The 13,132-nt window shown below is 70.3% G+C and carries 11 protein-coding genes; 5 read left to right on the forward strand and 6 right to left on the reverse strand.

What is annotated here, in order from left to right; all coding sequences use genetic code 11:
* Positions 1-2: 2 nt before the first annotated feature.
* The 3 genes from MW290_RS27490 to MW290_RS27500 are packed head-to-tail and all read right to left on the reverse strand — an operon-like array spanning position 3 to position 2,371.
* Positions 3-458 (reverse strand): DUF3429 domain-containing protein, encoded by a 456-nt coding sequence (locus tag MW290_RS27490; RefSeq protein ID WP_250197541.1) that lies wholly within the window; start codon positions 456-458, stop codon positions 3-5.
* Between the two features lie 42 nt (positions 459-500).
* Entirely contained in the window at positions 501-1,226 is a 726-nt protein-coding gene (locus MW290_RS27495) for a DsbC family protein (RefSeq protein WP_250197542.1), read from the reverse strand.
* Positions 1,227-1,237: 11 nt separating this feature from the next.
* The gene (locus tag MW290_RS27500; RefSeq protein ID WP_250197543.1) at positions 1,238-2,371 is read right to left on the reverse strand and encodes an FAD-dependent monooxygenase; all 1,134 of its coding nucleotides are present in this window, start codon (positions 2,369-2,371) and stop codon (positions 1,238-1,240) included.
* 100 nt (positions 2,372-2,471) lie between these two features.
* On the opposite strand from MW290_RS27500, the gene MW290_RS27505 reads away from it, so the two are divergent.
* Complete coding sequence (locus MW290_RS27505) at positions 2,472-3,326, forward strand: MOSC domain-containing protein (RefSeq protein ID WP_375142863.1); 855 nt, start codon at positions 2,472-2,474, stop codon at positions 3,324-3,326.
* A gap of 4 nt (positions 3,327-3,330) precedes the next feature.
* Here MW290_RS27505 and MW290_RS27510 read toward each other — a convergent pair whose 3' ends face one another.
* Complete coding sequence (locus MW290_RS27510) at positions 3,331-4,236, reverse strand: pirin family protein (protein ID WP_250197545.1); 906 nt, start codon at positions 4,234-4,236, stop codon at positions 3,331-3,333.
* Positions 4,237-4,360: 124 nt separating this feature from the next.
* Between MW290_RS27510 and ychF the strand changes: the two genes are divergently transcribed.
* From ychF to rpoH, 4 genes are all read left to right on the forward strand, one after another.
* The gene (gene ychF, locus MW290_RS27515; RefSeq protein WP_250197546.1) at positions 4,361-5,455 is read left to right on the forward strand and encodes a redox-regulated ATPase YchF; all 1,095 of its coding nucleotides are present in this window, start codon (positions 4,361-4,363) and stop codon (positions 5,453-5,455) included.
* A 13-nt stretch (positions 5,456-5,468) separates the two neighbouring features.
* Positions 5,469-8,648, forward strand: coding sequence for a CHASE domain-containing protein (locus MW290_RS27520; RefSeq protein ID WP_250197547.1), 3,180 nt, complete (start codon positions 5,469-5,471; stop codon positions 8,646-8,648).
* A 58-nt stretch (positions 8,649-8,706) separates the two neighbouring features.
* Positions 8,707-10,446 (forward strand): methyl-accepting chemotaxis protein, encoded by a 1,740-nt coding sequence (locus MW290_RS27525; RefSeq protein WP_250197548.1) that lies wholly within the window; start codon positions 8,707-8,709, stop codon positions 10,444-10,446.
* 143 nt (positions 10,447-10,589) lie between these two features.
* Complete coding sequence (gene rpoH, locus MW290_RS27530; RefSeq protein WP_250197549.1) at positions 10,590-11,519, forward strand: RNA polymerase sigma factor RpoH; 930 nt, start codon at positions 10,590-10,592, stop codon at positions 11,517-11,519.
* A 78-nt stretch (positions 11,520-11,597) separates the two neighbouring features.
* Here rpoH and MW290_RS27535 read toward each other — a convergent pair whose 3' ends face one another.
* Positions 11,598-12,218: an SCO family protein gene (locus MW290_RS27535; protein WP_250197550.1), complete on the reverse strand. Its 621-nt coding sequence runs from the start codon at positions 12,216-12,218 to the stop codon at positions 11,598-11,600.
* The gene (gene cyoE / locus MW290_RS27540; protein WP_250197551.1) at positions 12,203-13,129 is read right to left on the reverse strand and encodes a heme o synthase; all 927 of its coding nucleotides are present in this window, start codon (positions 13,127-13,129) and stop codon (positions 12,203-12,205) included. The genes MW290_RS27535 and cyoE overlap by 16 nt, the downstream gene beginning before the upstream one ends.
* Positions 13,130-13,132: the final 3 nt, after the last annotated feature.

Raw genomic sequence — 13,132 nt, forward strand, 5'->3', positions numbered from 1 at the left:
GGTCACGCGCCGGCGGCGCCGATGAAGCAGCTCAGCGCGGCCACCGCGCTGAGGCGGAAGCGCAGCGTCAGCCAGGCGGACAGGCCGTGCCGCGGGTACACCCGGCGGTCGACCAGGTAGCAGCCGATCAGCATCGCGCCGCTGATCACCAGACCGGCGTTGGGCGGCATCATCACCGCCAGCCAGGCCACCAGCGAGGGCGCCACGCCCCAGCCGAACAGCCCCGGAGTGCCGTCGCGAAAACCGATGCCCCAGTGGATGCCACCGAGGAAGGAGACGATCACCGCGGCATAGGTGGCCAGCGCCAGCGTGACGTAAGGCAAGGTGTCGGCCCGCACCCACCACACCAGCAGCGCGCTGGCAACGAAGGGGATGAGGCCGGCATAACCCAGGCGCAGCGCCTGGGGCGAAGGAGCAGGAACCGGGGCGGGGGCGGAAGCGGTCAGTGGGGCAGACATGGCGCCCGCATTGTCACCGCGCGCGCCGGCCGCCGCGCATCGTCAGGACTTGGCCGAGGCCTCTGCCAGCTGCTTCTCGATCTCGGCCGCCGGAATGGCACCGGGCAGGCGGCGGCCGTCCTGGAACACCAGGGCCGGCGTGCCGTTGAGCTTGTGCTTCTGGCCGAAGGCCACGTTGCGGGCAATGGCGGCGGCATCGCAGCTGCCCATCTGCTTGGGAATGGTGGCGCCGTCCAGCATCCAGGCGCGCCAGGTCTTCTGCGCATCCTTCGAGCACCAGATGCCCTTGGCCTTGGCATCCGAATCCGCCCCCAGGATGGGGTACAGGAAGGTGTAGATGGTCACGTCCTTCACGGTGGCCAGGTCGCGCTCGAAGCGCTTGCAGTAGCCGCAGTTGGGGTCGGCGAACACCGCCAGCTTGCGCGAGCCGTTGCCCTGCTTCTGCACCATCGCGTCCTTCAGCGGCAGCGAGGCGAAGTCGATCGCCGTCAGCTTCTGGATGCGGGCATCGGTCAGGTTGGTCTTGTTGCGGGTGTCGAAGATCGAGCCCTGGATGACGTGGTTGCCGCTCTCGTCGCTGTAGATCACGTCGGTGCCCATGCGCACCTCGTACAGGCCCGGGATCGGCGTCTTGCTGACCTCGTCGATCTTGGGCATCTGCGGCAGCCGCTCCATCAGGTTCTTGCGGATGACGTCTTCCTGGGCGGCTGCAGGCAGCGCGGCGATGGCCAGCACGGCGGCGGCCGCGGCGAGGGTTCGGTTCAGCATGGGGATGTCCTTCAAAGGCCGAGCGCGCGCCCGGCAAGCCAGCGCTTGGCGCCGGGCAGGTGGTCGACCAGACTCAGGCCGCGGTTACGAAGTTCCCGCAGCCAGGGCGTGGGCGGGGCGAAGAGATGCAGCAGGCCATCGGTGACGGTGGCCATCGCCGCGGTGGGCCCCAGGCGGCGGCGGGCATAACGCGCCAGCAGCCGCTCGTCGCCCAGCGGGCGCCAGGATTCACGCGCGGCCAGCGTGTCGGCCAGCACCTGCACGTCGGCCAGGCCCAGGTTGAGGCCCTGGCCGGCCAGCGGATGCACCACGTGGGCGCTGTCGCCCAGCAGCACCCAGCCGGGGCCGCTGAAGTGGCGGGCCTGGCCCACGCCCAGCGGCCAGGCGGCGCGTTCGCTGCCCAGCTGCAGCCGGCCGGCGGCACCGCCGGTGGCCTCGTTCAAGGCCTGCTCGAAGTCGGCGCCGGGCAGTGCCAGCAGCTCGGCGGCGCGGGCCTCGGGCAGCGACCACACCAGGCCGTAGGCATGGCCGGGCTGCGGCCGGTCGAACGGCAGCAACGCCAGCACGTCGGGCGAGCGGAACCACTGCCGCGCCGTGCCGTGGTGCGGCCGGTCGGCCACCAGGCGGGCCGCGATGGCGCGCTGGCCGTACCAGTGCATCTCGAAGACGATGCCCAGACGCTGGCGGGTGGCCGAATGCTTGCCTTCGCACAAGGCGGTGAGCGGCGCCTGCACGCTGTCGTCGGGGCCGGCGCGGCGCACATGGGGTGCAAAGCGCAGCGCGGCATGCAGCACCTCTTCCAGCGCCGCGGCATCGACGATCCAGCACAGCGCCGGCACCGACTGCTCCCAGGCCGAGAAGCTGATGGCGCCCGGCCGGGCATCGCCCTCGACCTGCATGTCGTGCACCGGCGTCACCGCATCGGGCGGCATCGCCTCCCACACCTTCAGCGACTGCAGCAGCGACACCGAGGCGGCATTGAGCGCATAGGTGCGCACATCGGGCTGGCCGGTGGGCGCACTCGCCGCCTGCAGCACCACCCGCAAGCCCTGGCGTGACAGCGCCAGCGCCAGGCTGGCCCCCACTGCGCCCGCGCCACGGATGCACACGTCGGTCGGGTCAGGGGCCATGCGTACGGAAGTCATACGAGGCATTGTAGGGAGCGGTACCCTGCCCGCCTCGCCCCCAGGGGCGGCCCCGCCGGGCGCGCCCGAAAGAGGGTGGCGGACGGGCAGAATGGCTCGCATGAGCGACCATTCCGTGACCGTGCATTCGCTGCACATCCATCCCATCAAGTCGTGCGCCGGCCTCTCGGTGCGCGAGGGCCTGCTGATCGAAACCGGCCTGGAGCTGGACCGCGCCTGGATGGTGGTGGACGAGCACGGGCAGTTCCTCACCCAGCGCCAGCTACCGAAGATGCAGCTCATCCGGCCCACGCTGCGCACCGAGGACCTGGTGCTGCGCGCGCCCGGCATGCTGGCGCTGCACCTGACGATAGCCGCGGTGGAAGAACCCTGCCGCGCCACGGTGTGGGGCGACGAGGTGGCCGCCTACGACATGGGCAAGGTGGCCGCGCAGTGGTTCACCGACTATCTGGGGCGGCCGGCGCGGCTGGTGCGCTTCGACCCTGACCACCACCGCGCCTGCGACGCCCGCTGGACCGGCGGCCTGCCGGCGCAGACGGCCTTTGCCGACGGCTTTCCGCTGCTGGTCACCTCCACCGCCTCGCTGGCGGAGCTGAACCGCCGCCTGGCCGCGGCCGGCCTGCCGCCGGCGGCGATGGAGCGCTTCCGGCCCAACCTGGTGCTGGACGGGCTGGAGGACGCACATGCCGAGGACTTCATCGACGAGCTGACGATCGAATCGCCGCAGGGCCCCATCGTGCTCAAGCTGGTCAAGCCCTGCTCGCGCTGCAGCATCCCCGACGTGGACCCGACGACGGCCGAGACCGGCCACGCCATTGCCGACACGCTGCTGGGCTACCGCGCCGACCCGCGGCTGAACGGCGCCCTCACCTTCGGCATGAACGCCATCATCGTCAGCGGCACCGACCAGGTGCTGCAGGTCGGCGCGCGGGGCGAGGGCACGATCGCCTTCTAGCCTTCTAAGTGGGGCGTTTTTCGGGCAAGGGGATGAACTCGGTTTCCCCCGGCACCGGCGCAAAGCGCTGCGCCGCCCAGTCGTCCGCCGCCTGCACGATGCGCTCCTTGCGGCTGGAGACGAAGTTCCACCACATGTAGCGGTGGCCCAGCGGGTCGCCGCCCACCAGGGCCAGGCGGGCGCCCTGCGGTGCGACGATCTCGCAGGTGGCGCCGGCGGGCAGCACCGCCATCGTCTGCGCCGCCACCGGCTGGCCGTCCAGCGTGAAGCCGCCTTCCACCGCATACAGGGCCTGCTGCTTCGCCAGCGGCGGCAGCGTCAGGCGTGCACCGGGCGCCAGACGCAGGTCGATGTACAGCGTGGCCGAGCGCTGGGGCACCGGCGAGCTGACGCCGAAGCCGCTGCCCATCAGCACCCGCGCCACCACGCCGGGCGCGGGGGCCACTTCCGGAATGTCGGCCGCCGAGGTGTGCGAGAAAAAGCACGGCATCTCCTCGTCGGCCTCCGGCAGCGCCAGCCACAGCTGCAGGCCGTGGCGCAGGTCGGCCTGGCCGCGCAGCTCATCGGGCATGCGCTCGGAGTGGGTGATGCCGCTGCCGGCCACCATCAGGTTGACCGCGCCGGGCTCGATGCGCTGCACCGCGCCGGTGGAGTCGCGGTGCACCATCGCGCCCTGGTACAGGTAGGTGACGGTGGCCAGGCCGATGTGCGGGTGGGCGCGCACGTCCTGGGTGTCGTGCGCCTGCACCGGGCCGAAATGGTCGAAGAACACGAAGGGCCCCACCGCCGGCTGCGGCAGCGAGGGCAGCGAACGCCGCACCAGGAAACCGCCGCCCAGGTCCTTGGTGTGCGGCGAGATGAGCGTGACACCCTTGGGTGCCTGGTGGCTGGGCGTGCCTGGCTGCGTCATGTCAGATCCCCGGTGCGGTACTGCGATGTGTGCAGTATCTGGCACCAGCCGTCGGCCGACTTAAACTTCACCCTCGTTTGTCTGCTGTCCGGCGCGTCCTGTGCCGGCACCTCCGGAATCCCCTATGAGCCTCAAGTGCGGCATCGTCGGCCTGCCCAACGTCGGCAAGTCCACCCTGTTCAACGCCCTCACCAAGGCGGGCATCGCTGCCGAGAACTACCCCTTCTGCACGATCGAGCCCAACGTGGGCATCGTCGAGCTGCCCGACCCCCGGCTGCAGGCGCTGTCGGACATCGTCCAGCCCGAGCGTGTGGTGCCGGCGATCGTCGAGTTCGTCGACATCGCGGGCCTGGTGGCCGGTGCGTCCAAGGGTGAGGGCCTGGGCAACCAGTTCCTCTCGCACATCCGCGAGACGGACGCCATCGTCAACGTGGTGCGCTGCTTCGAGGACGACAACGTCATCCACGTCTCGGGCAAGGTCGACCCCATCGCCGACATCGAGGTCATCCAGACCGAGCTGTGCCTGGCCGACCTGGGCACCGTCGAGAAGACGCTGCAGCGCTCCATCAAGGCCGCCAAGTCGGGCAACGACAAGGAAGCCGCCAAGCTGGTGGCGGTGCTGCAGAAATGCCAGGCCGCGCTCGACCAGGCTCAGCCGGTGCGCAGCATCGACTTCAGCAAGGAAGAGCTGGTGGTGCTGAAGCCGCTGTGCCTGATCACCGCCAAGCCGGCGATGTTCGTGGGCAACGTGTCGGAGACCGGCTTCGACAACAACCCGCTGCTCGACCGCCTGAAGGCCTATGCCGAAGCGCAGAAGGCGCCGGTGGTGGCCATCTGCGCCAAGACCGAGGCCGAGCTGGCCGACATGGCCGACGAGGACCGCGCGCTGTTCCTGGCCGAGATGGGCCAGGACGAGCCGGGCCTGAACCGCCTGATCCGCGCCGCCTTCAAGCTGCTGGGCCTGCAGACCTACTTCACCGCCGGCGTGAAGGAAGTGCGCGCCTGGACCATCCGCATCGGCGACACCGCGCCACAGGCGGCCGGCGTCATCCACACCGACTTTGAACGCGGCTTCATCCGCGCCCAGACCATCGCCTTCGAGGACTTCGTGCAGTACAAGGGCGAGCAAGGCGCCAAGGACGCCGGCAAGATGCGCGCCGAAGGCAAGGAGTACGTGGTCAAGGACGGCGATGTGATGAACTTCCTGTTCAACGTCTAGCGCCACCGCGCCCATGTCCTTGCCGCAGTCCCGGGCAGACGGCTGGGCGCTCCACGCACTGCTGACGCTGGCGGCCTACGTCGCCACCGGGGCACTGGGCATGCTGGTGTCCATCCCGCCCAGCTTTGCCTCGCCGCTGTACCCGGCCGCCGGCCTGGCGCTGGTGGCGGTGCTGTCCTGGGGCCGGCCCGCCGCGCTGGCGGTGGCCCTGGGCTCGGCCTGCATCAACCTCTACCTCAGCTGGCCCAAGGCCGGCTGGTCCGCGGGCGCGCTGTTGATGCCGGCCTGCGCCGGCGCCGGCGCGATGCTGCAGGCCGTGGTCGGCGCCGCGCTGGTGCGCCGCTTCGTGCGCCAGCCCACCTTGCTGGCCGAGCCGCGCGACCTGCTGCGCTTTTACCTGCTGGCTGCGCTCAGCTGCCTGATCAGCGCCAGCGTGGCGGTGATGTCCCTCACCGCGGTAGGCATCCTGCCGGCGGGCATGCGCTTCATCACCTGGTGGACCTGGATGGCCGGCGACACGCTGGGCACCCTGGTGGGCGCGCCGATCGCGATGACGCTGATCGGCCGCCCGGCACCCGAATGGCGCGCGCGGCGGCTGACCGTCGGCCTGCCGCTGCTGGTGGTCACCGTGCTGATGGCCCTGGGCATCCAGCAGATGGTGCAGCTGGACGAAGACCGCGAACGCGCCACCTTCGAGCGTGAGGCCTCCAGCGCTTCCAGTGCGATGCAGGCCCGGCTGCGCGAGCCGCTGCGCGCGCTGGAGGCGGTGCACGGCGTGTTCATGGCCTCCGACGACGTGACGCGGGCGGAATTCAAGCGCGCCACGGCCGCCTGGCTGCTGCCGGTGCTGGGGGTGGAGGCGCTGGGCTGGCACCAGCGGGTGCTGCGCACTGATCTGCCGAGCTTCGAGGCCCAGGTGCAGGCCGAAGGCATGCCCGGCTACCACGTGTTCGACCGCACGGACGCGGGCCCCACCGACGCGGCCACCCGGCCCGACGTGATCGCCATGCGCTTCATCGAGCCGGAGGCCCCCAACGCCGCCGCGCTGGGCGTCAACGTGCTGTCGATACCCGCGGCGCACGAGGCCATCGACGCCAGCACCCGCAGTGGCCTGCCGGTGGCGTCGCCCGGCTTCAACCTGACGCAAGGCGGCACCGGCATCGTGGTGTACCAGGCCGTGTACCACGGCGAGCCGGTCTACGCCGCCGATCGCATCACCGCCCTGCGCGGCGCCGTCTTCGTCACGGTGAGCCTGGAAGACCAGGTGCGTGCGGTGGAGGCCTCGCTGACCACGCCGCTGAGCCTGTGCATCGTCGACAAGACCGTCGGTGCGGACCTGCCCCGCCTGGGCGGCGAAGCGGGTTGCGAGCGGCCGGCCACCAAGCGCCGGCCCGTGCACGTGCGGCCCATCACCTTCGCCGGCCGCCAGTGGGAAATCCGCGTGCGGGCCCGGCCGGGCGTGGCCGCCGACGAGGTGCCGCTGGGCAATGCCTGGCCGTTCTCCATCGTGGGCCTGCTGGCCACCGCGATGGTGGGCGCGCTGCTGCTCACCATGACGGGCCGCGCGCGCCGCATCGAGCTGGCGGTGAACGAGCGCACCGCCGACCTGGTGCGCGAGGTGGCCGAACGCAAGCGCACCGAAGCCGCGCTGCGCGAGAGTGAGCAGCGCTTTCGCAACATGCTGGACCACGTGCCGATCGGCGTGATCTACACCGACCTGGACGGCCGCATCCGCGAGTCCAACCCGCGCCTGCGCGAGATGACGGGCTATGGCGCCGAAGAGCTGGCCGGCATGGACGCCGCGCTGCTGACCCACCCCGACGACCGCGCCTTCGACCTGGAGCTGAACCGCCGGCTGGTGCGCGGCGAAATGCCGATGGTGCGCCGCCAGAAGCGCTGCATCACCCGCGACCAGCGGGTGGTGTGGGTGTCGGTGGTGATCACGGTGCTGCGCGATGGCGCCGGTGCTCCGCACCGGCTGGTGGGCGTGGTGGAAGACATCACCGAGCACCTGCGGCTGCAGGAAGCCGAGCGCGCCCGCGAAAGCGCCGAAGCCGCCAACCGCGCCAAGAGCGACTTCCTCTCGCGCATGAGCCATGAGCTGCGCACGCCGCTCAACGCGATGCTGGGCTTCGCGCAGCTGCTGGAGCTGGACCGCCAGCAGCCGCTGGCCACGCACCAGACCGAATGGACCACGCAGATCCAGCAGTCCGGCTGGCACCTGCTGCACATGATCAACGACACGCTGGACCTGTCGCGCATCGAGTCCGGCACGCTGAAGCTGCAGACCGAGACGCTGGACGTGCCCGAGCTGCTGCGCGCCACCCGCTCGCTGCTGGAGCACAACGCGCTGCGCCGAGGCGTCACGGTGCGCGAGCAGCTGGACCCCGAGGCCACCTCGGTGGTGGGCGACCTCACGCGGGTCAAGCAGATCATGACCAACCTGCTGTCCAACGCCATCAAGTACAACCAGCAGGGCGGGCGCGTCACCATCGCCACGCAGCTGACCGATGCGCAGACCGTGCAGATCGAGGTCAGCGACACCGGCCTGGGCATGAACGAGCACCAGCTGGCCGAGCTGTTCCAGCCCTTCAACCGGCTGGGGCGCGAGACCTCGGGCGAAGAAGGCACCGGCATCGGCCTGGTGATCAGCCAGCGCCTGGCCGAGCTGATGGGCGGCACCCTGCGCGCGCGCAGCGTGGAAGGCCAGGGCTCCACCTTCGTGCTGCGGCTGCCGCGCGGCCGGGCCGGCGCGGCGCCGCCGCTGCTGGCCGAGGACGGCAAGCTGGCTGAAGCCTCGTACCGCCGCCGCATCGTGCACTACGTGGAAGACAACGACACCAATGCCGAGGTGATGCGCGGCATCCTGGCGCAGCGGCCGCAGATCCAGCTGGAGATCTCCAGCACCGGCCTCGACGGCCTGGCGGCCATCCGCGTGGAGCGCCCCAGCCTGGTGCTGCTGGACATGCACCTGCCCGACATCGACGGCCTCGAACTGCTGCGCCACCTGAAGGCCGACGACAGCACCGCCGACATCCCGGTGGTGGTGGTGTCGGCCGACGCCACATCGGCGCGCATCCGCGAAGCCATGGCCGCGGGAGCGGCGCAATACCTCACCAAGCCGGTCAACGTGGGGGAGATCCTGGCCGTGCTGGACGAGCAGCTGCAGGCGCAGGACACGCGCTTCGGATAGGTGCATGCCGCACCGCACAAGTGCGGATTACAGAAGCGGGCACGACGCGCCGAAACCGATGGATGCCACCGCTGCGGCCTACCCGGCCCAGGGGTCAGTCATCGTCATCCAGGAGCAGTCTGTCGTGATCCGCCAAGTGCGCACCCTGTCCGTTCGAACCCGCTTCTATCTCGTGATGGGCCTCGTCAGCCTGTCCCTCGTCGTTCTGGGCGCCTGGAGCCTGCTGGACAGCCGAACCACCAACGGCCCGGCCGCCCGGCTGTTCGACCAGGCCATGGCCGCCTCCGACCAGGTGGGTGACCTGCGCGAGTCGCTCTCGGCCCTGCGCCGCTACGAAGCCGCGATGATCGCCACCGCCGTCTCCAACTCCACGGAAGTGGAACCGCTGCACCTGCAGTGGAAAAAGCAGCTGGAACGCCTGAAGACCGCCGGCGCCCAGCTGGTGAGCGACAACCCGGGCAACCCGCAGCTGGCCGAGCTGGTGGCCACCCAGAACAAGCTGCTGGGCGAGTACGCGGCCACGATCGAGCCGATCGCGGTGCAGCTGAAGGAGGCGAAGATGGACGCCTCGGCCGGCCTGGCCTATGCGCAACGCGCCAACGACACGCTGGAAGCGCTGCAGGCCAACACCGGCGCGCTGCTGAAGGCCCAGCATGCGCACGCCGACAGCCTGCGCGCCGAGATGGCCGATGACGCCGCCACGGCCGCCTGGGCGCGACTGGCGCTGGTGGTGGCCACGCTGCTGGTGGTGCTGCCGCTGATGGTGGCCACGCTGCGCTCGGTGTGCGGCCCGCTGGACCGCGCGGTGCTGGTCACCCGCCGCATCGCCGACGGCGACCTCACCAGCCACATCGACACCCGCGGCAGCGACGAGCCCGCCCGCCTGCTGCAGGGTCTGGCCGCGATGCAGCAGGCGCTGGGCCGTGTCGTGGGTCAGGTGCGGGCCTCGTCGGCCAGCATCGAGGCCGCCTCCCGCGAGGTGGCCAGCGGCAACCTCGACCTGAGCCACCGCACCGAACAGGCCGCCAAGCACCTGCAAAGCACCGCCTCGGCGATGGAGGAGCTGAGCGCCAAGGTGCGCCACTCGGCCGAATCGGCCGACACCGCCAACCAGCTGGCCGGCAGCGCCTCGGCGGTGGCGCAGCGCGGCGGCTCGGTGGTGGGCGACGTGGTGGCCACGATGAACGACATCCACGCCAGCTCGCAGCGCATCGCCGACATCATCGCCACCATCGACGGCATCGCCTTCCAGACCAACATCCTGGCGCTGAATGCCGCGGTCGAGGCGGCCCGGGCCGGCGAACAGGGTCGCGGCTTTGCCGTGGTGGCCGGCGAGGTGCGCAGCCTGGCGCAGCGCAGTGCCGAGGCGGCGCGCGAGATCAAGACGCTGATCGGCGCCAGCGTGGATCGGGTGGACGCCGGTGCGCGCCTGGTCAACGACGCCGGGGGCACCATGGGCGAGATCGTCGCCAGCGTGCAGCAGGTGCGCGACATGATCGGCGGCATCACGGCGGTCAGCGGCACGCAGAGCCAGGACCTGGCCCAGATCAGCGGTGCCATCACCCAGCTCGACCAAGTGACGCAGCAGAACGCCGCGCTGGTGGAAGAGTCGGCCGCGGCGGCCGAATCGCTGAAGGCGCAGGCCGAGGCGCTGGCGGCGGTGGTGGCCACCTTCCGGCTGGACGGTGAAGGCGCCGCCAGCAGCACCACCGCCCACGCCACTGCGGCCTCGTCGCTGATGAACAAGCTGCGCCGCGAGCCGGCGACGGCCGCTTCCACCACCGCCATCGAGGCTTAATGTGAGCGCACGCTATCGCCACAATCGTTTATTTTTGTGAAGGCTGGTCCCACTATCGCGCGGATAGCCAGTGCCGTCAGCACTCTCCCGGGGTGAGTGCTAATATCCTGGAACCTTCTGCGGAACACCCTGTCTGAGGAACCATGACTTCTACCACTGCCTCTGCGATCGCCGTGCGTGACCCGTGGGCGTTGGTGCCGCCGATCGGCAACCTCGACGCCTATATCTCGGCGGTGAACCGCATTCCCCTGCTCACGCAGGAAGAAGAAACCCGCTACGCGCGCAAGCTGCGCGACGAAGCCGACGTGGAAAGCGCCGGCCGCCTGGTGATGAGCCACCTGCGCCTGGTGGTGTCGCTGTCGCGCCAGTACCTGGGCTACGGCCTGCCGCAATCCGACCTGATCCAGGAAGGCAACGTCGGCCTGATGAAGGCCGTCAAGCGCTTCGACCCGGACCAGGGCGTGCGCCTGGTCAGCTACGCGATGCACTGGATCAAGGCGGAGATCCACGAGTACATCCTGCGCAACTGGCGCATGGTGAAGGTGGCCACCACCAAGGCCCAGCGCAAGCTGTTCTTCAACCTGCGCTCGATGAAGCAGGGCCTGAAGAGCGACGCGGCCGACGGCGACACCCACCGCAGCACGCTCACCAGCGCCGAAGTGGCGTCGGTGGCCGAGGCGCTGAACGTCAAGCCCGAGGAAGTGCTGGAGATGGAGACCCGCCTGTCCGGTGGCGACGTGGCGCTGGAGCCGCAGAACTCCGACGACGGCGAAGAGAGCTACGCGCCCATCGCCTACCTGGCCGACGACAGCCAGGAGCCGACCCGCGTGCTGGAAAACCGCCGCCGCGACGAGCTGTCCGGCGACGGCATCGGCCGTGCGCTGGAAGTGCTGGATCCGCGCAGCCGCCGCATCGTGGAAGAGCGCTGGCTGAAGGTGAACGACGACACCACCGGCGGCATGACGCTGCATGAGCTGGCGGCCGAGTACGGCGTCAGCGCCGAGCGCATCCGCCAGATCGAGGTGGCGGCGATGAAGAAGATGCGCAAGGCGCTGGAGCCGGTGGCGGGCTGACCGCCGGGCACTGCACGTGAAACGGCCCCTGCGGGGGCCGTTCTTCATGGGGGTCCAGCCCCACCGCGGGGGCGGGCTTCAGGCGCCGTTCAGCAAGGCCTTGATGTCCGAAGCCAGTGCCTGCGCGCCCGAGCCATAGCGCGTGAACAGCCGCACCTTGCCCTGCGGATCGAACAGGTAGGAACCAGCCGTGTGGTCCACCGAGTACGAGCCCTCGGTCTTGCCCGGCACCTTGTTGTAGAACACCTTGAACTCGCGCGCGGCGGCCTTGGTTTCTTCCGGCGTGCCGCGCAGCGCGACGAAGCTGGGGTCGAAGTTGGTCACGTAGGCCTTCAGCAGCTCGGGCGTGTCGCGCTCCGGGTCCACGCTGACGAAGATGCCCTGCACCTTGTCGCCGTCCGCACCCAGCGAGCGCTTGACCTCGGCCAGCTCGGCCATCGTGGTGGGGCACACGTCCGGGCACTGGGTGAAGCCGAAGAACACCACCACCACCTTGCCCTTGAACTCGTCCAGCGAACGCACCTTGCCGTCCGGGTCCTTCAGGCCGAGCTTGCGCGCATAGTCGGCGCCGGTGATGTCCACGCCGCTGAAGGCGACCTTGGGCTGGGACGGGGTCTTGTCGCAGCCGGCCAGCAGCAGCGCCGCCGCCGCCACAGCGGCCAGACAGGAACGACGGGAGAACATCAGATCGACAGCCATGGGCCCAGGTAGTGGTCCAGCAGCAGCGCGGCGAAGAGCAGCGACAGGTGCAGGATGGAGAAACGGAAGGTGCGGCGCGCCAGCGCGTCGCTGTAGTGGCGCCACAGGCGGAAGCCGTAGCCGATGAACATCAGCCCCAGCACCGTGGCCGACAGCAGGTAGATCAGCCCGCTCATGCCGTACAGGTAGGGCAGCAGCGTGGCCGGGAACAGCACCAGCGTGTACAGCAGCACCTGCAGCCGGGTGAATTCGGCGCCGTGGGTCACGGGCAGCATCGGCAGGCCGGCACGGGCGTAGTCCTCCACCCTGTAAAGCGCCAGCGCCCAGAAGTGCGGCGGCGTCCACAGGAAGATGATGAGCACCAGCATCCACGCCTCGGCGCCCACGTCGCCGCGCACCGCGGCCCAGCCCAGCAGCGGCGGCATGGCGCCCGAGGCACCGCCGATGACGATGTTCTGCGGCGTCAGCGGCTTCAGCACCACGGTGTAGATGACCGCGTAGCCCACGAAGGTGGCCAGCGTCAGCCACATCGTCAGCGGGTTGACCAGGAAGTACAGCAGCGCGCCGCCCAGGGTGCACAGCACGGCCGAGAACAGCAGCGTCTGGGTGTTGGTGAGCTCGCCCTTGGCCGTTGGCCGCCAGGCGGTGCGGGCCATCTTGGCGTCGATGTGCTGCTCGACCACGCAGTTGAAGGCGGCGGCGGCGCCGGCCACCAGCCAGATGCCGGCGGTGGCCGCCAGCACCACGCGCAGGTCGGGCAGGCCCGGCACGGCCAGCAGCATGCCGATCACCGCGCAGAACACGATGAGCTGCACCACCCGCGGCTTGGTCAGGGCATAGAACTGGCGAACGCGCGAGGCGGGCCGGGCGGGCGGCGCAACGGCCGGTGCGGTGGGCGACGAGGCAGACATGGA

Source organism: Aquincola tertiaricarbonis (genome assembly GCF_023573145.1).
Lineage (GTDB): Bacteria > Pseudomonadota > Gammaproteobacteria > Burkholderiales > Burkholderiaceae_C > Aquincola > Aquincola tertiaricarbonis_B.

Bases quoted from the DNA above. Each gene is read 5' to 3' on its own strand.
- ychF (WP_250197546.1), top strand. From the start codon at position 4,361: ATGAGCCTCAAGTGCGGCATCGTCGGCCTGCCCAACGTCGGCAAGTCC.
- MW290_RS27510 (WP_250197545.1), bottom strand. From the start codon at position 4,236: ATGACGCAGCCAGGCACGCCCAGCCACCAGGCACCCAAGGGTGTCACG.
- MW290_RS27535 (WP_250197550.1), bottom strand. From the start codon at position 12,218: ATGGCTGTCGATCTGATGTTCTCCCGTCGTTCCTGTCTGGCCGCTGTG.
- MW290_RS27490 (WP_250197541.1), bottom strand. From the start codon at position 458: ATGTCTGCCCCACTGACCGCTTCCGCCCCCGCCCCGGTTCCTGCTCCT.
- cyoE (WP_250197551.1), bottom strand. From the start codon at position 13,129: ATGTCTGCCTCGTCGCCCACCGCACCGGCCGTTGCGCCGCCCGCCCGG.
- MW290_RS27505 (WP_375142863.1), top strand. From the start codon at position 2,472: ATGAGCGACCATTCCGTGACCGTGCATTCGCTGCACATCCATCCCATC.
- MW290_RS27500 (WP_250197543.1), bottom strand. From the start codon at position 2,371: ATGACTTCCGTACGCATGGCCCCTGACCCGACCGACGTGTGCATCCGT.
- MW290_RS27495 (WP_250197542.1), bottom strand. From the start codon at position 1,226: ATGCTGAACCGAACCCTCGCCGCGGCCGCCGCCGTGCTGGCCATCGCC.
- MW290_RS27520 (WP_250197547.1), top strand. From the start codon at position 5,469: ATGTCCTTGCCGCAGTCCCGGGCAGACGGCTGGGCGCTCCACGCACTG.
- MW290_RS27525 (WP_250197548.1), top strand. From the start codon at position 8,707: ATGGATGCCACCGCTGCGGCCTACCCGGCCCAGGGGTCAGTCATCGTC.
- rpoH (WP_250197549.1), top strand. From the start codon at position 10,590: ATGACTTCTACCACTGCCTCTGCGATCGCCGTGCGTGACCCGTGGGCG.